The organism is Allorhodopirellula solitaria (genome assembly GCF_007859855.1).
In the GTDB taxonomy this organism is placed as follows: Bacteria; Planctomycetota; Planctomycetia; order Pirellulales; family Pirellulaceae; genus Rhodopirellula; species Rhodopirellula solitaria.
The window spans coordinates 546,422-568,572 of record NZ_SJPK01000004.1 but is presented as its reverse complement, the minus strand read 5'-3'; the positions used below and the strand labels follow the sequence as shown (position 1 = coordinate 568,572).

The following is a 22,151-nucleotide window of genomic DNA, read 5'->3' as shown; positions in this document are numbered from 1 at the left end:
GCCATGCCTTGAAAAAAAGCTCGGGCGCACCCTTCCGTCGGATCAGCCACACTAATTGATAACGCGTTACTTACTGATCCAAGCTTGCCGTTTCGTCGGCACTGCGAGTTCCCATGGCGCCCCAGACCCCGAAAGGACTTTTCGAGCCCGGCGCCTTGTGATTTCCGCCGATCGACACCGTCCACGCAGCTGCATCCTCGCCGCTATCGACCGATTCGGTAACAAAGCGAACTGCGCCATCACAGAGCAAGACATGCGCTCCACCGGCATGGTAACTGCCTGCCGAATAGACTCCTGACATCCCCCCCAACGCTGTGCTCGAGGGCATCCGGCAGGTTGGCGAATTCGGTGGCAACACCGTCGTGATCCCCGTGTAGCCGATGTGACCCTCCGCCCAACGCCGACCGCGAGGATACAACGTCCCCGCCGCGTACCGCCGCGGGTTCTCGGGGTCCGTGACTTGGCCTCCCTGTTCATTCTTGCATCCGAGAATAGGTTGTCGAGCATAGAGCGCGTTATCGAGTTGGAACTGATACGCTATGATTTCTCGCCCCTCGGGGGTACTGTCGCCAACACCGATTTCAGCCATCGCGATCGTATTGGATAACCCATCGCGAATGTCTCGAAAACCAAACTGGTACTCTCGCGTGAACGCACCACGCTTGGATGCTTTATCACCGGTATTGCCCGTCCATGAACTGTTAAAGCGAGTGTGCGTGTCAGCGTAGGCGCAACCAACGAATCGCCCACCGTCACCGTAATTGAACGCGTAGTTCGTTTGGGCCATTCCGCCGTGACGTGCCGAGTCACTCGGACAACGAATCGTCGGCGATTGTTGTCGGAACGGCTCATAGGCAGCGCCTGCGAACACAGGATCATTGGATCCGGGAGTCGGTCCCATCGCAGGGAACATATAACCAGCTTCGGATTGGAACGGATTGGAAATCGCTTGCCAAAGCGCTTGCTGTTCCATGTAGGGCAACATCGCGATCAAGCCACTCAAACGCAGATTATTCGCATCGGGAGAGTTGGTGTTGCTATCGATACCCGTCCCGCCACTTCCCATCGGAAGTTTGTCATAGGCGGAGTGGTAGTTGTGCAGGGAAAGCCCGAGCTGCTTGAAGTTATTACTACAACTCATGCGCCGTGCCGCCTCCCGAGCAGCTTGGACCGCAGGTAGTAACAATCCCACCAAAACACCAATGATGGCGATCACGACGAGGAGCTCAACCAGGGTGAAACCCTGTCTTTTGGAATGAAACGAATACATATCAACCTCAAAAATGATGACTAAGAGCCTATCCGCAAAAGGGGTAACCCTCTCCGGCGAGGCCGTTAAAAACATGTCAAATGACTCGCGTCCAAAGAGTCAGACCCGTTTTCGGGTCGGCACTTGAAGCGGGAACTGTGATTGCCAAGATCCTTCTCGTCTGAACGAGTTCGACAACCGCAAAACGTCATCGAACATCGATTAAAAACTAGTCCTCAGACCTCCGATGCCGGCACACGGACTGGCTTGATGTTCTCTTCTTCCATTCCCATTTCTTCACTGGGGTCCATGGCACCTAAGCTTGTGGTTTCTGTTGTATTGCCACATCCGGCAATAAAGCCGCACGTGAGCAGTGAACAAAGAACTTGCAGATAGAGAGGACGCATCAACACGACTCCTTTGAAAGGTGGAAAAGCAGGTGCCTAAAAACTCGCAATGAGCGAATCAGCAGGAAACTTCTAAGCAAAACATGCCAATTTTCTGAAACGGAATTAGGATAAAGAAGCCACCGCTCCACGCGTTTTTCGTGAAAAGACGGCCCCCTTCCAATGAAAGACGTCACCCGGGAGCGTGAACTTACTATGCCAAAACGGAATTTTCCTAATTTCCTTGATGTGAGGGCATGCCCGTGGTCGGTGGCGACTATCAATCGCAGTATTCACGACTGTGTCGAAGAATCATTCGGTAAGTTCGATGACGAGCTGACGTACTTCTATAGCGGGCCCAATACAAAGCACTTCCTTTTGCCGCGTCCGGAGGTTTCTCGATCCAATGTCAACTATCTCAGCAATCAAATGCGATGCGGTCGCCGAGCCAGCGGCCAACGTCTGTGACGAGGCTCTACGATATGAACGTTTCCTGGATCTATTCACGTCTGAGCGTGACGGTATCTACGGCTATATCTTCTCGATTCTCCCCAACCATGCAGACGCCGAAGACGTCTTTCAGAAATGCTGCATCGTGCTATGGCGGAAACTCGATCTCTATGTGGAAGGAAGTTCGTTTCTAGGCTGGGCATGCACGGTAGCTCACTATGAGGTTCTCAATTTTCGCCGATCTGAGCAGCATGACCGACACTACTTTAGCCAGGATCTTGTCGATCAATTGTCTCAGCAGTACCAAGGACCACGTGATTCGACGAACCCAAAGTCGGAGGCACTTCGTGCCTGCCTGCAGAAGCTCCGAAATGTCGATCGTGAACTACTCGACAAGCTTTACTGCTCTGATCAAAGCTTGGCTGATCACGCCAAGACAACTGGGAAAGCCCTTCAATCGCTATACAATCGTGCTGGAATTCTCCGCCGTAAACTCTGTGAATGTGTGCAGCGATCCATGGAATTTTCAGGAGCGGACTCGTGAACGAACCAAGTGAAAAGGCGCGGTTTGAATTCTTGGTCAACTCGCTCATCGATCAAAGAATCACGCGTGCGCAGACTGAGGAACTGGAGCGTTACCTATTGGATTGTCCAGAGCGTCAGCAGCGTTACCTCGATCGAATTGAAGTGCACGTGACGCTGACTCGGATCCTCGGCGGAATGCGGTTCTCGCCATCGCCGGCCCGTGTGTCTCTGGCAACGAAGCAGCCCCGGTGGTTGCGAAGGACGCTCATCGGTCCGATCGCAGTCGTGGCCGCAAGTCTGCTCGTCATCGCCACCGCAAGCCTACTGCAGCACTGGCAACCGAACGTTGACGTCAGCCGCCCCGTGGCGATGTCAGGCAATTCAAGGAATTCTGATGCGGAGCCGACCGACAACGGTCTCTCACACGCGACAAGTGTTGTCTTTGCCCAAAATTCTGGTGCAGAGTTCTTTGGCTCGCTGGCGCCCGAGGTCGGTACAGTGCTTGAGATGAATCGTCAGTTCATCCTGACAGAAGGCATGATCGAACTGGCGTTTCCGAAAGGTGCAACAGCGCTCGTCGATGCACCTGCCATCTTTTCGGTAGTTTCCAGTGAACGATTGTTTTTGGAAGCGGGGCAGTGTTCGGTCCACGCGCCCGAAGGGGCGCAGGGATTCGAGGTCGAAACGCCACTGGCAAACGTTATCGATCTTGGGACTCGTTTTGGCGTCGGAGTTGATAGTTCGGGCGAAACGAACGTGCAGGTAATCGAAGGTGCTGCCGAAGTGATCGAGAAAAGCCCGGATGGCGAGGCGATCTCTGCACCGGAGCTCCTGACTGCGAATGATTCCGCGGTCTACCCGCACGACCTACAGCGGTCGCGAGGTGTGTCAGCTTTGAATCCGCCCATCTATCGGTATGGACTGCCAGATCGGATTCTCCAGTATCAAGCCGCCCCGGCGCCCAGCCCTGACGCCCGAGGCGTGCAAGAACTGCTATCGATTTCGGTACAGCGAGGTGGCACGCCGTTTCAGTACGAAATTGATGACATAATTCCCACGGAAGTGACTTATTTTCGCTCGACACAGCGTGACGAGGTCCAGCCGGTTGCTTACCGCTATGGCGACAACCGACCGATTGCGGAGTTGCTCCAATCGGACAATTCGCTCGATACCGGAATTTTCAACCCGGGTGCGTCGAAACAGGCTCTGACGTCGAGTCCCACCGAGAACACAGTCGGGATGACGTTTCGTTTCGACAGACCGGTGGTGAACTCGATCGGCCCCGACATCGTCTTCTTTGAGCTCCAGAGCTACAGCAATCCCAAGATGGGAGACGCGTTTCATGTCAGCCCGCTCGAGTTCCGTCGAGGCCTGCACTCGCACACAGTTCGCGAGTTCGATATACCCATGAATTCACCTGAGGCGTTGAAGGTGGCTGGTTTCGGAGTGCTCCGCTTCGAACATCAGATCGATTCGATCGCGGACCTCTATTCCGGTCGTCATTCTCAACGGTATCGACACTTCAACTTTCGTGCCTTGGCTGTCGGCATCGACCTCTCGGATCTCGGATACGATGAGAACGAAGTCGTCGATGGCATCTTCGTGCAAGATGCCGATGACGATGAAACGCATAATGGTGGGTCGATGGTGGACCCGGTGTATGTAGGCGGATTCCCTCCGATCGACACCGATCTCCGGCATGTGGAGTCAACGACTTCCGTGCACCAAATCGATTCGAAAAAGGATCTGCCGCTCTTCGGTGCGGCCGTTAAGAATCAGGTAGAATGATTCGCCTCCGAAGGGTCAGCTCCATTTTGAATAGGCTTTTAGAGAAGGAAACTCTCTGGATGAATGAAACCTGTATCTATCGACGTGCCGTGATCACGGTGCTGTTGACCGTATTGCCGATTCCCTGCTTCGCTGATCCGGTGGCGCAGTGGGAATTTGGTAGCGAGGCGGGGATGCCATTGGAATTGCACGGTGATGTTTCTCGCGATCAGAAAGGACCGCGGCCACCTGAGTTCCCTGATTTCTCCAGCGACAACACGGCGTTACGTTTTGACGGAAAAGGCTATCTGACGCTCGAAGACCCAGGACCCAATAGTGACTTCGACTTCACCCAGGGCGACGAAATCACCCTGGAAGCTTGGGTTCGCCTCGATGCCAACGGAGGCACGTCACCAATGTATATCATCGGGAAGGGGCGTAGCGGTCGAGCTTCCGTTGCCCGAGACAACCAGAACTGGGCGCTACGTGTCGTTTCCCAAGCGGAACTGATCAAAGGAAGCTTTCTTTTTGCGACTCCGCGATCGGCTCAATCGGCTCGAGCGGACGGTCACTGGCATCGCTGGACCACCGACGCTGGTTTCACCCCCGGCACAGGTTGGCATCACGTGGCGGTTGCTTATCGCTTTGGCGAGCCTGAATCGATACGCGGATGGCTCGATGGCAAGCCGACTGGAGGCAAGTGGGACATGGGTGGCCCAACCCGCGCCGAGCCCGTGGTCGATAACGATGCGATTTGGATCGGATCGGCCAGCGGCGGTAACTTCGGAAACAGCTTCAAAGGTTGGATGGATGGCGTGGCGGTGCACCGCGTGGCGCTTGACGACGAAACTATGGCATCGCGGTTTCATCGCCTGGGTGGCGCACGCGTGATCGAGCCCCAGCCTGAAACAGCCCCGCGGCTCGGGACCATTCCCGCCGGTCAGGTCCTCGTGAGTGTTGCCGAAGGCTTCGCCAGCAATACACGTTGGCTGCACGAGAACGAGGATTGGCCGGAGGAGAACACGCGTTATTTCACGGATGCATTCTTGATGTCACGCATCCCGCTTCGATACGACGATTGGGGGATTCGAAGTCGCTGGGAAGGCCCATTGCTTGTCAGAATCGCGGGCGATGTCGACTTGCCGCTCGGCGAACATTCGTTTTTGGTCAGAACCCGCTCGCTGAGTCGATTGTGGATCGATGGTGAACTTGCGGCGCGAACAGGATCGGTGAAACGTCGGGGCGGGAATCTCCAGCCAATCGTACCGATCCCTGATCCCGTAGTGCCCGGTGCCCGATTGCTACCGTTCCCGCAGCAAGAGGTGATGTTCGATCATGTCGTCTCGCCGCCGAAGGGTGACACGCCCGAGAACTCGGCCGATACCTCACTAGCCTCGGTAGACTCAGCTGAGCCCTCTCGCAGCGAGCATGGCAGTCGCCGAGTCCGCGTCGTTTTGGAGTTGATTGTTGGTGGCGGTGGCCAGCGAATTGAATCCGGAGAAGTCTGTGTAGCGATCCAACCCAACCGGCGTGGTCCGCTCTTCGTACTGACCCCCGATTCGGTTTCACCTTTGCCCCTGACGGACGAATCCATCGAACCTCAATTGCAGGTTCTCGAGCGGAGGGTGCAGGCTACCGACGACGCGACGCGTAGGCAGGCCGCACGTTCTCAAGACGCGTTTTGGCAGAACCGTCATGCACTGGCGCGGGATTGGTCGCATCAGCGTTTTGATCAGCACTTCGCAGAGTCGCTTCCCCCGAGTGCAGATGGGGCCAACGGCGGTCAGATGATTGATTTGCTGTTAGACCAGAAGCGGTCGATACGGCATTCCGATCAATCAAAATCGGAACCGGCGTCGACGCTGAATTTTCACCAAGCGGTGCTGCCCATCTTGCAAGACCAGTGCTTCCGCTGCCATGGGAAGAAGATCCAAGGAGAGCTTCGCTTGGATTCGCTCGAGCACGCCCTCGCCGGTGGTGAATCCGGTGAACCCGCCATCGTGCCAGGCGATCCGGACGCGAGTGAATTGATTCTACGTGTCCGTGACGGAGACATGCCGCCGACCGATGATGGATTGAGCGACGAACAGATCGCTGTCTTGGAACAGTGGGTCCTTGACGGGGCGAAGTGGCCAGCAGCGACCGCTGAGCTGGCAACCCTTGCCGAGGTTCCCTTGGTGGATGATGCTGCGTTCCTCCGCCGCGTCTATCTCGACACAGTGGGTGTCGGCCCAACATCCGATGACGTCCGCAGATTCCTGGCCGACGATGCTTCTGACAAGCGAAGCGAGCTCGTCCAGACTCTGCTCCAAGATGATCGCTACGCAGATCATTGGGTCAGTTTCTGGATGGATCTGTTGGCCGAGAACCCGGGGCTCCTCAATGCGTCGCTCAATAGCACAGGCCCCTTTCGTTGGTTCCTGTACGATTCGCTGCGTGATCGCAAGCCGCTCGATCGCATGGTCACCGAATTGATCATGATGCGAGGAAGTGTATCTGACGGAGGGAGTGCAGGGTTTGCAATCGCGGGTGAAAATGATTCACCGATGGCAGCCAAGGCACATATCCTCGCGTCAGCGTTTTTGGGCGTGGAGCTGCAGTGCGCTCGGTGTCATGATTCCCCCTTCCACAGCACCACCCAAGAAGACCTCTTTTCGATAGCCGCGATGTTGAATCGCAAGCAGCTCTCACCGCCCAAAACGAGTCGCGTTCCAGCAGCGTTTTTTGAGGGCATCGGTCGTGAATCGCTGATCAAAGTGACCTTGGCACCCGGCGCCCAGGTCAAACCAAAATGGCCATTCGCGGACTTGACGGGGATCGAGAACTCCGACATCTTGGATGAGTGGGTGCATCAGCCCGACGACAGTCGCGAGCGACTCGCCGCGTTGATCACTGGGCCGCAGAACCAGCGATTTGCGAAGGTCGCCGTCAACCATCTTTGGAACCGATTGATCGGCGCCGGGATCGTCCAACCTCTGAACGATTGGGAGGGTAGCGTCGCTAGCCACCCCGAGCTTCTCGACTGGCTAGCCTACGAATTGGTGACCCATGACTATGACCTCGGCCACATCCAACAATTGATCATGACGTCGCAACTTTATGGGCGTCAGGCAGTGGGTGAAAACCGGACAGCTACCGCCGAACAAAGGTTCTTCGGCGCACCTGACCCCCGGCGATTGACCGCCGAGGAGATCGTCGACTCTCTCTACGAGTCGAGCGGCAAACAGATGGATAGCGAAGAATTAACGTTCGTGCATGATGGGTACACCACCACGAAAAGTCGCATGACACTCGGCAAGCCCCGTCGCGGCTGGATGCTCGCTGGGTTGAATAATGAACGCGACCGCCCGAGTCTTTCGATGCCGCGTGCCCAAGCCATCACCGACGTCTTGCAGGCATTCGGATGGATTGCCGAGCGGCAACAACCACTTGCCCAACGGAACACCGCCGCCAACGTGCTGCAGCCTGGGATCTTGGCCAACGGCAATCTGACGATGTCGCTCACACGCGCCAGCAATCGCAGCGAATTGGCACAAATCGCCGTGGACAGCGATACGCCTAGCGAATTGCTCGACGAGCTATTCCTGCGCTTCTTGGCCCGATATCCCAGTCCCTCCGAACACGACATGTTCGTCGGTGCACTCGCTGAGGATTTCGACGATCGAGTGCTACCACGCGAAGAGATCGTGCCCGTTGAAGATCCCCCGCCATTGCCGCAGTCCACATGGACAAATCACCTCGTCCCCGAGGCCAATCGCGTGCAACTTCAATGGCAGGCGAGGGTACGACAAGGCCCCGCCGCTGACCCACGTCTGGAGTCGACGTGGCGATTGCGCTACGAGGATGTCATTTGGAGCCTCGTCAATGCGCCCGAGTTCGTTTGGGTACCCTGAACCCCCGTCCGCACTACCCCCTAGGTCAAAGATGTCACAATCCACACGACGCCGATTTTTACAAACCAGTGCAGCGGGAGTGGGAGCTCTATCGTTGCCCACAGCAGCCTTCGGTGAAACCGCCGACACGCACTTGAAAGGAAAAGCCGAACACGTCATCTCGATCTGGCTCGGAGGCGGGATGGGGCAGATGGACACCTTCGATCCGAAACGCCGTGGCGATCCGAAAGCCAAGGTGGCAGGCTCCTATTACGACGCGATCGATACATCCGTTCCCGGCGTGCAGGTTTGCGAACACCTGTCCGGCGTCGCCCAACAGATGGATCACGTCACGGCCGTCCGATCAGTCCATCACGACGTCATTGATGAACACGCTGCGGCAACCAATCGCATGCACACCGGTCGTCAGATCAGCGGCACGGTCACCTATCCATCGCTTGGATCGATTATCTCGCACGAGCGAGGTAGCGCGGGTGATGGTGCACCACCCTATGTGCTGATCGGCTATCCCAATGTCACACGGGGACCTGGGTTCCTCGGTGCCAAACACGGTTACCTCTACTTGACCGATACCAGCCAGGGTCCAGCAGGATTGTCGCCACCGCCCGGGATCAGCGATTCGCGTCGGGAACGCCGGCAAGCCTACCTGACTGAGCTGCGCAAGACCGCGTCGGCAGCCGACATTAAACAGATCGCAGAGTATGACGAAGTGATCCAAGAGAGTTGGAAGCTCAGCGGCCCGCATTTCGGATCGGTATTCCAGCTCGACGAAGAACCTGATGACCTGCGAAATCGCTACGGAGGGGAATTCGGCCAACGCTGCTTACTCAGCCGGCGGTTGGTCGAACGGGGAGTGCGGTTCGTCGAAGTCAGCCATAATTTGAACTTCCTCAATGGTTCGGGTTGGGATGTTCACAACAACGGCATCGTCAACCAACACAAACTGATTTCTGAACTCGATCAAGCTTTGGCGACGATGATCGAGGACCTGCGCGAAAAACAAATATTGGATAAGACCCTGATTCTTGTTACCACTGAATTCGGGCGTCCATCGGACTTCGATAGCGGTGGAGGCCGTGGTCACCAGGGCACCGCGTTTAGCTGCGTGCTTGCTGGGGGAGGTCTGTCACACTGCGGCGCCTATGGGGAGACCGACGAGATGTCCAAACGCGTTGTAACGGATCCGGTCTCGGTTCCGGATCTGTTCGCCACCGTCTGCGCCGCCGTCGGTGTCGACCCAGAGAAAAACCTCTACGATGGTGACCGGCCCATTCCCATCACCGATCGGGGCGTTCCGATTGCGAAGTTGTTTGGGTAGGACTCGTCGCCTCGTCCACTACGCCAGAGCCTGGGATTTCAAAGTATCGATCAGTAGCGAATTTTGAATCCCTTCCGATCGGCAAGCGGTTCTCGGGTGTCGACGAGGGTTTCGTTGATTTTGAACTCCATCGAAGCAGCGACTCTCTGCGCGAGTTCCTCGACGCTCTCGACGGGGCCTTGCACGTCCATCGTCACATCCCCGTCGGGTTCGTTTTTGACGAAACCAGCGACACGGAGCCCTCGCGCCTGCGAGATCGCATTGGCGCGAAACCCCACCCCCTGAACGTCGCCTCGATATCGAAAGATTTTTCGCTCTGTTTTCATCGGGTAATCACTCCAAAGATGGGGAAGAGCGCGGTCAGAATTGGTGTATTTTAATGCGCGGCCCGTTGACATCCTACGCCCTTTTCAGGGATGTTATCAGGCATGTCTACACGCCGACGCGCCCGCGAAATTGTCCTGCAACTCCTTTACGAAGCCGATCTGAACGATTGGCGCGACGCGGATGCCTCACGCCGTTTCATTCGCTCTCGCTTACAGGGGCGAACGCTGCTGACGAATTTCGCTCGAGAACTGCTCGACGGAACCATCGCCCACCGCGATGAAATCGACCAGGAACTGAAGCGGTTGTCTACCAATTGGGCGCTTAGCCGGATGCCGGTCACCGACCGAAACGTGCTGCGACTCGGGGCGTATGAGATTCTGTATTCCCAAACGCCGGGCCAGGTGGCGATTTCGGAAGCGTTGACATTGGCACGGCGCTACGGCGGCGAGCACAGCCCTCGATTTATCAACGGCGTGCTCGATCGATTGTTCAAAAAGTCCGTCGCCGAGAAGACGACCGTCGCCTCGGAATAGCCCACCATGCGTTCCGCGTATGCCGAAGTGCTGCGAGTCGCGGTGCCCCTGATGATCAGCACGGGCATGTTCTCGCTCGTGCTGTTTGTCGATCGGACCCTGCTATTCCAACATGAACCGTCGCAGATGGGGGCGGCGATGGCTGCCGGGAACCTCTTTTGGGTCTCTATCTGCGTCTTTGTCGGGATCGCTTCGATGACCGGTGCGATCGCCAGCCAGTATGTGGGGGCAGGGCAGCCGCGCCGTATTGGGCGATTGCTGTGGCAGTCGGTCTGGTTCTCTCTCGCCACGATGCCGGTGTTCTTGCTGGCTGCCTACTTTGCTGAACCGCTCTTTCGTTGGACCGATCAAGCACCCTCACTTATCCCTGCTGAAACGATCTATTTTCAGATTCTGATGTGGGGCGGCGCCGGTGAGGTGATGCAAACCGCCCTCTCGGGTTTCTTCAGCGGCACCCATCGAACTCGCACGATCGCCGTCGTCAGTGTCGTTTCCGGTGTGATCAATCTGCTACTGGACTATCTGCTCATCTTTGGAGTCGATCCAGCGTGGTGGGGTGCCGCGGGGCCGCGGATGTGGGAGCTGGGGATTGCCGGAGCGGCCTTAGCGAGCGTGATCGCGTTCTGGTTCAAAGCCGTCTGCTACGCCGCGATTCTCCTCCGCCCGCAATATCGCTTCACCTACGGTATCCTCCAGGGGATGCGTCTGGACCGGCGGATGCTGCAGCGATTGATTTACTTTGGATTTCCCGCGGGGCTGATGTATGCTACCGAAGCGACCGCATTCACGGTGATCGTGTTGATGATCGGCCGGCTCGGTGATGTCCCGTTGCAGGCCACGACGATGGCGATCAATTTCAATATGATTGCCTTCATTCCGCTGGTCGGATTGTCGATCGCTGCATCGGTCTTGGTGGGCCGGCATTTGGTCGGCAGCGGTCCCGATCGCGCCGTCCGCTGCGTCTGGGCGGCGTTGACGATCGCCTGGTTGTATTCAGCCGCCTGGGCGCTGATCTACTGGTTTGGCGCCGAGACGATGATTTCACTCTACTCGGTCAACCCAGCCGCATCGACGATTCCAGCCGATGCAAGGTTGGCCCTGCAGACCGCGCAAGGACTGCTAGGGTTCGTCGCGATCTACGTGCTACTCGACGCAACACAGCTGATTCTCGCCGGCGCCCTACGGGGGGCTGGCGACACGTGGTTTGTCATGATCGCCGGACTCGCTGTGTCCATCGTGACATTAGGCATTGGCTTGGCCTGGGAGCCCGACTGGCAACCGGCCCTCTGGGGAGCCGATGCGACTGCCCCCGCGAGCGAAGAGGGGTCGATGTCCGCTTCGGTGACCGCCGTATTGATGTGGTGGTGGTGGATCATCACTGCCTTTGTCGTCTTGCTCGCCGCCGCCATGACGCTGCGGTATGCGCAGGGGTCCTGGAAGAACATGCGGATGATCTAGAGCGCTACCGACGCGTTGGCGTGGGAGTCTCCGCGGTCGTGGAGCGGATCATACTTGGGAACCAAGATTCCAACGTTTGACTGACACCACTGAGGGTCCGTCGCTGAATCGTCGGCCCCGAGATCGGCCCATCGACCTCCACGGTGAAGAACGTGTAGCGGTTGTCACGCAGAGGGCTGATGACCTTGCTGAACAAGTTGGTGGGGCTGACCTTGGTATTGAACGTGAGATCGAGATGCTCCAATCGTGTCAGCGTTCCGCTGCCATCGAGTGCGATCAAGTCGCCCCACAGGGACAGACGATTGAAATTCACGTCTTCACCGAAGATCGCAAATTCAGTTTGGGCATCAGTAAACGCAACGTCTTCGGTAGGAGTGATGCGGAGCAGGTTGAAGAACTGCACCAACATCGGCAGCTCGTACATATTGGCACCACTGACGCGCGCCGTCCCGGCTCCCTTGAGCAGATCCGAATCGCCCAAGCGTCCATCGAGCCTCGAATTCATGTCGAAACGCCCAGTAATCCCTGATCGTGTTTGCCCCATCTCAGCGAGGATGGTGGCGAGCTGGGCGTTGCCCATCGACACTCCGACATCAAAATCGCCGCTCGACATGGCGAGGATCCCGCTCACGTCGAGCTGGCCGTCGAACATGGTCCCCGAGATCGGTGGCCGAGACGGCTCACCGTCGGCCCCGCCCCTGATCTCACCAGGGATGTTCAGCTGCATACCGGAAATCGGATCCACGTCACTAGCGAGTGTCCCCAGCCGTAATTCCTCCCCCACGATTGAAAAAGGTCCTGTCAGCGAAGTGACCTGGAGCCCATAGGCATGCAGTGAATCTATCGCAACCTCACCGCCGGCCCGCACTAGTTCACCGTCCTTGATGCCGCGGATCATGATCTCACCGCGGAGGGAATGAACCGGACCGACGTCGGCGATCCGATTGCCCTCGAGCTGCAGAGCGAGATCCCACTCGATGACAGGCGATGTGTTTTCGTCTTGAGGCAAAAGGATATTCGTGACGCCGCGCAGCCCCAAGGGTCCACGCAGGTCCAAGCCACGCATCGCCCAACTCATCTGGTCCGGCATCGCGGCAATAAACTCTTCATCGGGAATCAGCCGACTGCCACTCTGCAAATCCAAGGAGAGCAGCCATTGCCCCGACGGCTCCGCCTGACAGACGCCGTCGGCGATCAAACGCGACGCGTCATGTCTCCCGCGAAGGTCCTCAATGCGAATGACACCGTCGTGCAATCCTACTTTGCCTCCGACAATATCAACACGGTAGGGAATGGCCTTGGGTCGGATGCTCAACGGGTTCGGGTTGGCCCGTGATTCCGTTTGATGCGATGCATCGAGCGACAGTGCGATCGGAGAGGTACCTGATTGTCGGATTTGCACGTCGAGTTTATCCAACGTGCCCGCCGGCGAGAGCGCATCCCAAGCCGATCGAGAAGATTCTGGCAGCGAGACGCGAAGCGAATGGTCCATCGCTAAATCGGCTACGCGGAATCGCAGATTCAATTCCGACGGTGCCTGCTCGCGAGGCATCTGATACAAGCCGTCGCAGGCAATCTTGGCCGCTCCGGCATTGTTGCCGGTGAATCCGATCAAACGGACGAGGTCATCCTCGACTTGGATACGACCGGCGACATTGTACAGCGGGTAGGCGAACTTTTCGTAGCGCAGCGTTCCGCCAATAACCCGTAGATCGATCTGTCGACTCGTCACACCCGCTGCATTCGTCGAGATCGTCGCCGAGGCCAACTCGATCGCCCCACGCGGCTGTAAAGAACGAACGAAACTCTCGAGTCCGGTCGGCTCGGAATCCGCTGCCATTTCTCCGCTCGCCGGTAGCACACGTGGGCTCAAGGCCGATAGCAGTGCATTGTTGATTGCGATCGCTCCATCGGATTGGATCACAATCGTCTTCTCGGGCGAAGTGTCTGCGCCGGGGTTTACCTTGCGTGGCACGTCAAAGCGGCAGTGGATCGGTCGCCCACCTGCGACCCCCGTCAGATGCTGGGCGATCACGCGGTCATCGGCGATTTGGATCTTCCCATAGAGTTTTTCAACGGGGTAGGGAAACTTGTCAAACCGGACTTCCACCCCTTTGCACTGCACGTCCGCCTGGATCCCCCAAGGCTGGCCATTGAACGGGTCTGGATGTGCCCACTGAGCAGCCATGTCGACATAGCCGGCTGGTCGAAAACGATCGAAGATGAGTGCGGAGCGAGCGGGTAACGAGCGGCGGAGTCCCTCGTTAAGCTGCAGATTCTTCGTCCCCATTTGGAAACGGGAATTGGACAGCGATGCGGTCAAATGAAATTCGCCAATCGCTATCGAAAATACCTCCGGCCGCTGATGCAGTGGCTTCAGGTAGCTCGATGTTGTGGATGCCGGATCGATCACGGCGACTTCGATATCGCTCGAACCCTGCACCTGGCAGGTGGCGGATCCAAACTTAGCTTCGGTGGGAAACAACTCCAACTTTGTCGGTGTCAAATGCACTCGCCCATGGAGCTGCTCAATCCTGTCGGGCAGACGCTTGTCGGCGTATCCACCCTGCCGGATCACGTAGTCAATATCATAGTCGAGCGTGTGCGGCTGGGCCGGGACATCGCCGCTGGAGAGTGTGCCCAACTGCACCTGGACATCCAAATCACCGGCCACGCTGAACTGAGCGTCCGCGGGCAGGCGAATGGGTAGCCAGGTTTCCATCCGCGCATACAATTCATCACTGAGTCGCAAATCGGCGACGCGTGACTGCACGAGCGTCTGGACGACGCTTTCGTCTCGGAGCATCTGCGAGAACTGCATGTCACAGTGACGATAGAGATCGCTACTGCCCCGGAACGTGACCCTGCGACTGCCGTCCCCTACCCCAAATCTGTCGGGTGTGTTTTCAATTCGGATCTCTGACCAATGAAACTGTAGCGGTGCCGTGCTGGTGCTCGCGGCGATGTCACGACGCCCCCCCCCATCTTGGAGGTCTGCCGAAGCGTCGTCCTTGGCAGCATCTTTGGCCTCGATTGTGACGTTCAGCCCGACGTCGCGGAGTTCGATTAGAGGACACGTGGGGCCAAGCTTAGGTGGTGGCCATAAACCCGCCAACGAAAACTCGCCGTCGGACTGCAAACTCGCGTCGGCGGTCACACCGTCGATGACCACCCGCCGGGTCTTCAACGGATTGCGACGGTCAAGCAGTTCCTGGATATCAATGTCGGAGAAAACCGTGATTCGTTTGATCGCGACAGCTGGCTCAGCCTGCCAACTCTGCAAGATCGTGTCACGGAGGATGGCAACGCGACTGTGCTGCGAATCAGTCGCAGCACTGAACGAGGTGCGCGGCGAGAGTCGAATGTTTTCAAACTGCAGCCCTATCCCCGGGCGAAAAACGCCGCGTCCAATCGACACGTTCCAGTCCACGTAATGCTCGGCAAGTTGACTCTCGAAGATCCGCCGCGCTTGCTCGCCGAGCGTTTGCGGCCCGATCGTTCGGATCACGACCAGCGTCGCCAGGCATATCAACACCACCACCAACAACGTCTTCAAACGGTTGCGGCCCGCGTGAGGGCGTGAATCGGATTCCGATGAAGTCAACGGAGGCGTCTCATCCGTGAGAGCAAAACTCGGCCAATGAATGTGTGCACATCGAGCCGATACTAGCGGCTTTTTTCCTAGCTTATCCAGCCCAAAAATGAGGCAAACTGATAGAGCCAGGGACTCTGCCAGGGCGACTCGAGGCTCGCCGAGACCGAAAAGACACTGGCGGCAAGCAGCCCCAACACGACAAGCCCACCGGCCCAATTATCCGTCAAGCGGTCGAACTCCGTCACAATCGCGTAGACCCACAGCGGCGTGAACCAGAGCATCCAGCGAAAACACACACTCACCCCCCCATAGTTGCGGTCTATCTCCGGCCGAGCAACGTAGAAAAGAAAACAGACAACGGTCGCTGTCACGATTGCCGCCGCGAGATATCGCCGATCTCGCGGCCCGTGCGAGATCCGATGGATCAAGCCCGACGGTACCAATAGCCAAATCGGTGTTAGAGAAAACAGCCCATAGTACCCCACCGTCGCCTGGAGCGCGTAAACCACGCGGCTGGGTTCGCCGCGATCCACGCCCGATCGCCGGCCCGTCCTCCAGTAGCTGCCGGGGTAGTCGTACCAGTCATCCCACTCGACGAGCTCCCACTTCGCGTTCTCTCCGCCCGTTTCTCCTCGCCTGACCTTCCACTGCTGCTGCTCGATTCTGCCGTCCTGGTGGAAATCGGCGACGACCTCGAATTCCGCAGCGTCACCGTTGAGTTTGCGAACGGCGATCGAGTCCGCACCGCTGAGTGGATCGAGTCGCTGCAGTGACCCCTCCAACGTCGCCCGGAGCTCGTTATCGGTATCGGCTGCTTCGAGATCCTTCGAGGAAAAAACGGTGACCACGCTGCCGTCACCTCGATGGGCATACGGCGTCTTCCAGGTTTGGTGCGCCCAATAATTAGTGCCGAAGATCCCCACGGCAACCAGCCCTGCGCCCGCCAAGAAACCGATCATGCTGCGCCGCATGAGCAGCGCGAATAACACCGCCCAAAGAGCAAACATCGAGAGCGCAGGCAGTTCGCAGGCAACCGCAAAAGCAGCCGACATGCCAGCGACCGCCCAAACCAAGAACGTGGGCCGATAAGTGATCCCCGCAAACGAGTCGTGAATTTTTTCGCTCGCACGTAGGTACAGATACAGCGTCAAGGATGTCGCCGCAGCAGCAAACAGGTGATTGTTCAGTGCGATGGCGAACGGCGTCAGCATGGTCGCAAAGCAACTCGCGATCACAGCCAGTCGCTTCGCCAGATCCTGGGCGCTCGACAATTCAATACTGAGCGTCATCGTGATCAGAAACAACGCCAACAGAGGCAGATTGATCAATAGCAACAGCAATCGTGGAACGTAAATCGGGTGCTCGCTCAAGTTCAGCCCGGTTATTCGGCGGACACCCCAATACACCCCGGCAACCATCGTCGTTAACAGGGTTGGTTTGCTGCTGTAGTAGTGCAACCGCCCGTCCTCGCCGATATGACGAACCTTGTCAATCGTGTCCCATAACCGGTGCCCGCGGTCGGTCTGGATCGAGATCAGCTCATCAATTTCAAATGTCTGTTGCTCCACCAACGCGGCAACGGTCACCCATCGGCTGCGATCATTCGCACTCAGGAATGCCGCATCGCCCTCGGGGTTGATGACCGTTGCGATTCGACCGGCAACCAATGCCAGCGCGATCACGATCAGAATCCCGTGCATCAGCAACCGCTTGTTTCGCGGTTCGTCATGTTTCCGCATCAACGTCGGCCCACTGTCTCGGAGACGCTATAGAGCACACTCGAGCGAGGCAAAGACTCGTCAGCCACACCGCGCTGAGCCCCGGTCGCATTGCCCTGCAGCGTTCGCAGGGAACGATCGCGGGCCGCTGAAACAGAAACTATCAACTCGGCAATCAGGCCCGCCAAGACGCACTGGGCCCCCAACAGCACAGCCAGGATGCAGTAATAAAACACGGCCGTTGCGTGCAGATGCAGAGGCTCGCCGCTGCCCAACCGCGTCAGTACCCACATCACGCTGAGGTAGATCATGCCGAGAGATCCAACGGCAAAGCACATCAACCCAGCGGAACCAATCAAATGCAGTGGCCGGCGTGCGTATCCAGTCAACAAATAGATACTCATCAAATCGAGAAATCCCTTTCCCAGTCGCGACAGACCATACTTGGATTGCCCGTGCACACGTGGGTGATGCAGTACCTCGATCTCGCCGACCTTCCAGCCGCGGGCGGCCGCGAGAACGGGGATGAAGCGATGGCGCTCGCCATACAGATCGACTTCATCCAACACATCGTGCCGGTATGCTTTAAAACCACAATTGTGATCATGCAGCCGCACGCCGGTCAGCCCGCTGACCATGGCATTGAACACACGGCTCGGCAGGACCTTGTGCCAGGGGTCATGACGCACGCGTTTCCAGCCGCTGACAACGTCGAGAGACTCCTTATCGAGCGTCTCGAGGAACCGTGGAATCTCGTCCGGATCATCCTGCAGGTCGGCATCCATCGTGATCACGATCTTGCCGCGAGCGACCGAGAATCCGGCACTAAGGGCGGCCGCTTTGCCGAAGTTGCGACGCAGCCGAATCGCCCGCGTGCCGCGATGCGCGGTCGCTAAATCGCTCATTCGGGCCCAGGTCGCATCGCTCGAGCCGTCGTCGATAAAGATTACTTCGACACGCTGATCGGCGCGTTGGCAGACGTCGAGAATTCGCTCGTGCAGAGTGCCCAGCGATTCCTCCTCGTTCATGGCTGGAATCACGATGGACAAGTCCGGAGTCGGCGCGGGGTTACGCACCGTTGCGGGCTGACTCTGCGGCTCGACCGGATGACTTGCCAGAACCACGGGATCCTGTGCAACGGGAGCCTGTGCTGCCCACGATTGATCGGTTGGAGTATTCATCAGGGTACTTCAAAAATGGATCGGACGCGTACTTCGCGTGCTCACTACCTTAACCCCAACACAGCTGCTCTGCATCAAAGATGGGGCCATCGACACAGGTTCGTTTGTAATCCCACTCGCCATCTTCCTGGATCACCTTGGCCACGCATGAAAAACAAATACCGATGCCGCACGCCATCGGCGTTTCCATCGAAACCTGCACATCGACACCCTGTGCCGCGCCGACTTCGGCGACCTTCTCCATCATGATTTCGGGGCCACAGGTCAAAACTCGGATCTTAGCGTCCGGCGATTCCTGCTGCAGCGTTTGAATTCTCTCGGCGAGTACATCCGGCACGAGCGCTTGGCGGCCTTCGGACCCGTCGTCGGTGCAAGTCGTCACGGCAAAACCTGCGTCGCGAAAATCACTGACTCCGGCGAGTAGTGAGGAGCGACGGGCCCCATAGATCATCTCGACGTGGTCGGCCCATCCTCGCTGCAGGGCATCGCGTCCGGCCATCAGCATGGGTGTTTGACCGATTCCACCAACCGCCATGATCAATCGCTCACAAGGATCATCGCGAAACGCATTGCCGAGCGGCCCCCAGAGCGAGACCATCGTGCCGACGGGGGCTTCGGACAGCGGCCGCGTCAACGCTCCTTTGCGGAGATAGATCAGATCAACCGAATCGGCGGCATTGCTTTCCGGATCGGGATGCACGTCGTAGATCGCAAAAGCGCGTCCGATCAGCGGCGCGTCGAGCCCCGCCAGTCGAATCATCACGAACTGCCCCGGCTTCGCGGTTGCCGCGATCGCGGGCGCCCGCACCCGCATCAAGTAGGTGTTCTCAGCAACCTGCTCATTGAGCAGCAAGGGTGCGTCGAGATGTGAGATCGCGTCGGCGTAATGTTTCGCGTGCAGAGTCGCCATGGTGGTCTATCGTTTTCCTTTGCGTTTTCCAGCTGCCTTGCCGGATCGTCCAGCCGTCTTGCCGGATTTTCCTGCCCGTCCATAACCGCGTCCGCTCCGTTGACCAGAGGTTTTCGTCTTCGCGGATCGCTGTTTTGTTTTGCTCTTCGTCTTTTCCTGCGGCTTCTCGTCGAGGACTTCGTCGCCCACAATGATCGTGCCGACCCGGTTTTTGTCCCGCTCGGGCAGCTTGGTCGGGCGCCGCGTCGCCTTCACTGGCCGCCGGTTTTCCTGGCGTTGGTCGCCTCCGCCGGCGCTCTTCTTCGCAGACCGTTTGGGTGACTTGCCGCCGCTCTTTTTGCCTGCCGGTGGTAGGTCGCGAGGCTTGCCCACACCCGGGCCTCGCCCGTCCGCACCACCGCGACCGGCTGCCTGTTCGGCGCTCGGCTTCTCCGGAGGTGCCGCAGCGGCTTGATCAGCGATCGCGTGCAGTTTGTCGATCTCGGCGCGGGTGAGCGTGCGATAGGCACCCGCTGGCATATCCCCCAGTCGCAGCGGGCCGATGGCAATCCGCCGCAGCGTTTGCACCTTGTGTCCGAACTTCGCCAGAATCCGCCGAATCTCGCGATTCTTTCCCTCACGCAGCCGGATCTCCATGTCCGTCGCCTTCTTCTTGGCCTTGAGAATCTTGGCACCATCGACGCGAACGAGCCCCTCGGCGATGTAGATCCCCTGCCGCATCTTCCGCATCGTCTCCGGCTTGACCTCACCAGCCACCGTCACCCGGTAGATCTTCTGCACACCGAAACGGGGGTGAGCCAACGACTGAGCCAAATCGCCATCGTTGGTGAGCAGAATCAACCCATCACTGCTGCGGTCGAGACGGCCGACGGGATAGACCCGCTGTGTCGGCGGGACCAGATCGACCACCCGAGGCCGGCCCTGAGGATCGGAATTGGTGGAAACCACCCCGGCCGGCTTGTGGACGGCGTAATAGACGAGCTTTTGAGGTTTCAGAGGCACGCCATCGACCCGCACCTTCTGCGTCGTTGGGTCCACGTTCACCGCGAGCTGGGTGACCGTTTCACCGTCGATATCGACACGTCCTTCCCGGATCAATTCCTCGCAGTGCCGTCGGCTACCGAGCCCCGCCGAGGCGAGGACCTGGTTGAGACGCTTGGCACTTGTCGACGATTTGGGACGTGCTCCCGACTTCGCACGACGGGGTTGCTGCTTGCGAGGAGCGGGTTGGCGAGGCATGACAGCAGACTTGACGGGAGAACAGGAACAGAGCAGGAAGACGAACGGATCGCCTGGAGAGATCGACTACCTACCCAGTTTAGCAGCCTCGAGCGTTTTGTCGCAGTGGGCCACCCCAAAGGACGTTATTTCCGGGACCTGAAGTCGACGCGGTTCCAGGTTTCCGACCAGAAACGTCAGTCGCGAGGTTAAAAGGAAATCGGATCACTCACGATCAGATTCTCATCCTTGATCCACGTCAACGCGAATGGCTGCCACCGTGGGAAGACTTTACTGGAAGCCCCTCGCGCTGAGCGACCACGTCCGCAGCGACCAACGGGAGCGAAGGTAAGCTGGGAGCGGGACACGCCCGACGACTGGTCGGCTTGCCAAGTCGGTTTCCTAGCCTATTCGCAGCGACTGAGCATACCAAAAGAACCCCTTCCCCTTGCATACCAAAAGAACCCCTTCCCCTTTTCGGGCACTGTTCCCAAAAACCAGTATGCTGAGAACACTAATCTTCGCTAATCGCACCCTAATCCACAGCTGCTGGTCCCCGCCGCCCGGAAGTGCAACGCTCGAATTTGCTTGCGTGCGTGTGAACGACTCGATACGATTGCGTTATCGCCGGTCGCGTAGTGTGTTGCTACGCGCGCGATCGCGGGTACGCTACGAACAACTGCAGTGCACCGGTTAACGCGTCACCTCCACTCCGGCGGTTGGCTTCGCCAGTTCTCCGCCTCCGCTGCGGTGCCACGTTGCCCGGTGACCTCTACGTTATCCGACTCATATACCATGACATCCCCTAGCGACCACATCGTTACATTTGTTCAATGGATACCATGGGCGGATCACCGCATATGTGACGCGATGGGTCGGCATCCGGAACTGCTCAAAAATGCAGTCCCGATTTTTTCGCATTTGCTTGCCGCAGAGCATATCTGGCTATCCAGAATCAATGGTCATGATCCACGCTTGGCAGTATGGCCGACGCTTACTTGGGACGATTGCATCTCATTGCTAAACGAAAATGAGGTTGGCTATGGAAGATTATTGGAGTCGATGGCGTCGAACCAAGTTGATCGCGTCGTGAGTTATTGCGATTCCAAAGGCAACGCAAACTCCACCGCCCTAATTGACATAATTTTCCATGTCGGATCACATGGCTCATATCATCGCGGTCAGATTGCTAAAATGATCGGCTCTGTTGGTGGGCAAGTGCCCTACACAGACTATTTCGTGTTTGTCAGTGCACTCCAAAATGGCGGATAACAAAACAATGCAATTGAGTCGCGAAGAGCAACCCAAAAGACCCCCTTCCCCTTTTCGGGCACCCTTCCCCTTTTCGGGCACCTTCGAGAAGAACCTCCACAAGAGGCAACGAGCCCTTTCGCTTTGCGTGGCTGATTGGCTTGAGAACTCGTCGCCTCCTGTCAGTTACCAACAAGTATCCCGTTAGGGATTAGAGAGAATAGCCGTAGGTCAGCGCAGCGCCGCCTCATAGGCATCAAGTTAAGGATTGATCTATAAAAAAAGCGGAAAACCGTTCATAAAGTGACTTGAATTACAACCTCGTCACCTCGGAGAACGGAGTTTCCGCATGGACAGAGTAACAGCGCTGGC

General features: G+C 57.7%; 14 protein-coding genes. 7 read left to right on the top strand and 7 right to left on the bottom strand.

Features of this window, described 5'->3' with window-relative positions; translation table 11 throughout:
- Positions 1-70: 70 nt before the first annotated feature.
- Complete coding sequence (locus CA85_RS10770) at positions 71-1,270, bottom strand: DUF1559 domain-containing protein (protein ID WP_146391319.1); 1,200 nt, start codon at positions 1,268-1,270, stop codon at positions 71-73.
- 771 nt (positions 1,271-2,041) lie between these two features.
- Between CA85_RS10770 and CA85_RS10765 the strand changes: the two genes are divergently transcribed.
- From CA85_RS10765 to CA85_RS10750, 4 genes are read left to right on the top strand one after another with little or no spacing between them, the layout of a single operon-like run.
- A complete protein-coding gene (locus CA85_RS10765; protein ID WP_146391318.1) occupies positions 2,042-2,629 on the top strand; it encodes a sigma-70 family RNA polymerase sigma factor in 588 nt (195 codons plus the stop codon).
- The gene (locus CA85_RS10760; protein WP_186774863.1) at positions 2,626-4,398 is read left to right on the top strand and encodes a FecR domain-containing protein; all 1,773 of its coding nucleotides are present in this window, start codon (positions 2,626-2,628) and stop codon (positions 4,396-4,398) included. Before CA85_RS10765 ends, CA85_RS10760 begins: the two co-directional genes overlap by 4 nt.
- A gap of 59 nt (positions 4,399-4,457) precedes the next feature.
- Entirely contained in the window at positions 4,458-8,270 is a 3,813-nt protein-coding gene (locus CA85_RS10755) for a DUF1553 domain-containing protein (protein WP_146391316.1), read from the top strand.
- A 31-nt stretch (positions 8,271-8,301) separates the two neighbouring features.
- The gene (locus CA85_RS10750) at positions 8,302-9,588 is read left to right on the top strand and encodes a DUF1501 domain-containing protein (protein ID WP_146391315.1); all 1,287 of its coding nucleotides are present in this window, start codon (positions 8,302-8,304) and stop codon (positions 9,586-9,588) included.
- A 50-nt stretch (positions 9,589-9,638) separates the two neighbouring features.
- On the opposite strand, the gene CA85_RS10745 is transcribed toward CA85_RS10750, so the two are convergent.
- Positions 9,639-9,914, bottom strand: a complete 276-nt coding sequence (locus CA85_RS10745; RefSeq protein WP_146391314.1) for an acylphosphatase — start codon at positions 9,912-9,914, stop codon at positions 9,639-9,641.
- 90 nt (positions 9,915-10,004) lie between these two features.
- On the opposite strand from CA85_RS10745, the gene nusB reads away from it, so the two are divergent.
- Together nusB and CA85_RS10735 are read left to right on the top strand one after the other, a co-directional pair.
- Positions 10,005-10,448 (top strand): transcription antitermination factor NusB, encoded by a 444-nt coding sequence (nusB, locus tag CA85_RS10740; RefSeq protein WP_186774862.1) that lies wholly within the window; start codon positions 10,005-10,007, stop codon positions 10,446-10,448.
- Positions 10,449-10,454: 6 nt separating this feature from the next.
- Positions 10,455-11,906: an MATE family efflux transporter gene (locus tag CA85_RS10735; protein WP_146391312.1), complete on the top strand. Its 1,452-nt coding sequence runs from the start codon at positions 10,455-10,457 to the stop codon at positions 11,904-11,906.
- Between the two features lie 4 nt (positions 11,907-11,910).
- Here CA85_RS10735 and CA85_RS10730 read toward each other — a convergent pair whose 3' ends face one another.
- From CA85_RS10730 to CA85_RS10710, 5 genes are all read right to left on the bottom strand, one after another.
- On the bottom strand, positions 11,911-15,510 hold the full coding sequence (locus CA85_RS10730; protein ID WP_146391311.1) for a hypothetical protein: 3,600 nt from the start codon (positions 15,508-15,510) through the stop codon (positions 11,911-11,913).
- Between the two features lie 77 nt (positions 15,511-15,587).
- Positions 15,588-17,240, bottom strand: coding sequence for a cytochrome d ubiquinol oxidase subunit II (locus CA85_RS10725; RefSeq protein ID WP_146391463.1), 1,653 nt, complete (start codon positions 17,238-17,240; stop codon positions 15,588-15,590).
- Positions 17,240-18,400: a glycosyltransferase family 2 protein gene (locus CA85_RS10720; protein ID WP_146391310.1), complete on the bottom strand. Its 1,161-nt coding sequence runs from the start codon at positions 18,398-18,400 to the stop codon at positions 17,240-17,242. The genes CA85_RS10725 and CA85_RS10720 overlap by 1 nt, the downstream gene beginning before the upstream one ends.
- Before the next feature lie 49 nt (positions 18,401-18,449).
- Entirely contained in the window at positions 18,450-19,310 is an 861-nt protein-coding gene (locus CA85_RS10715) for a dihydroorotate dehydrogenase electron transfer subunit (RefSeq protein ID WP_146391309.1), read from the bottom strand.
- Between the two features lie 6 nt (positions 19,311-19,316).
- Positions 19,317-20,549 (bottom strand): pseudouridine synthase, encoded by a 1,233-nt coding sequence (locus tag CA85_RS10710; RefSeq protein ID WP_146391308.1) that lies wholly within the window; start codon positions 20,547-20,549, stop codon positions 19,317-19,319.
- A 774-nt stretch (positions 20,550-21,323) separates the two neighbouring features.
- Here CA85_RS10710 and CA85_RS10705 point away from each other — a divergent pair.
- The gene (locus CA85_RS10705) at positions 21,324-21,800 is read left to right on the top strand and encodes a DinB family protein (RefSeq protein WP_146391307.1); all 477 of its coding nucleotides are present in this window, start codon (positions 21,324-21,326) and stop codon (positions 21,798-21,800) included.
- Positions 21,801-22,151 lie beyond the last annotated feature (351 nt).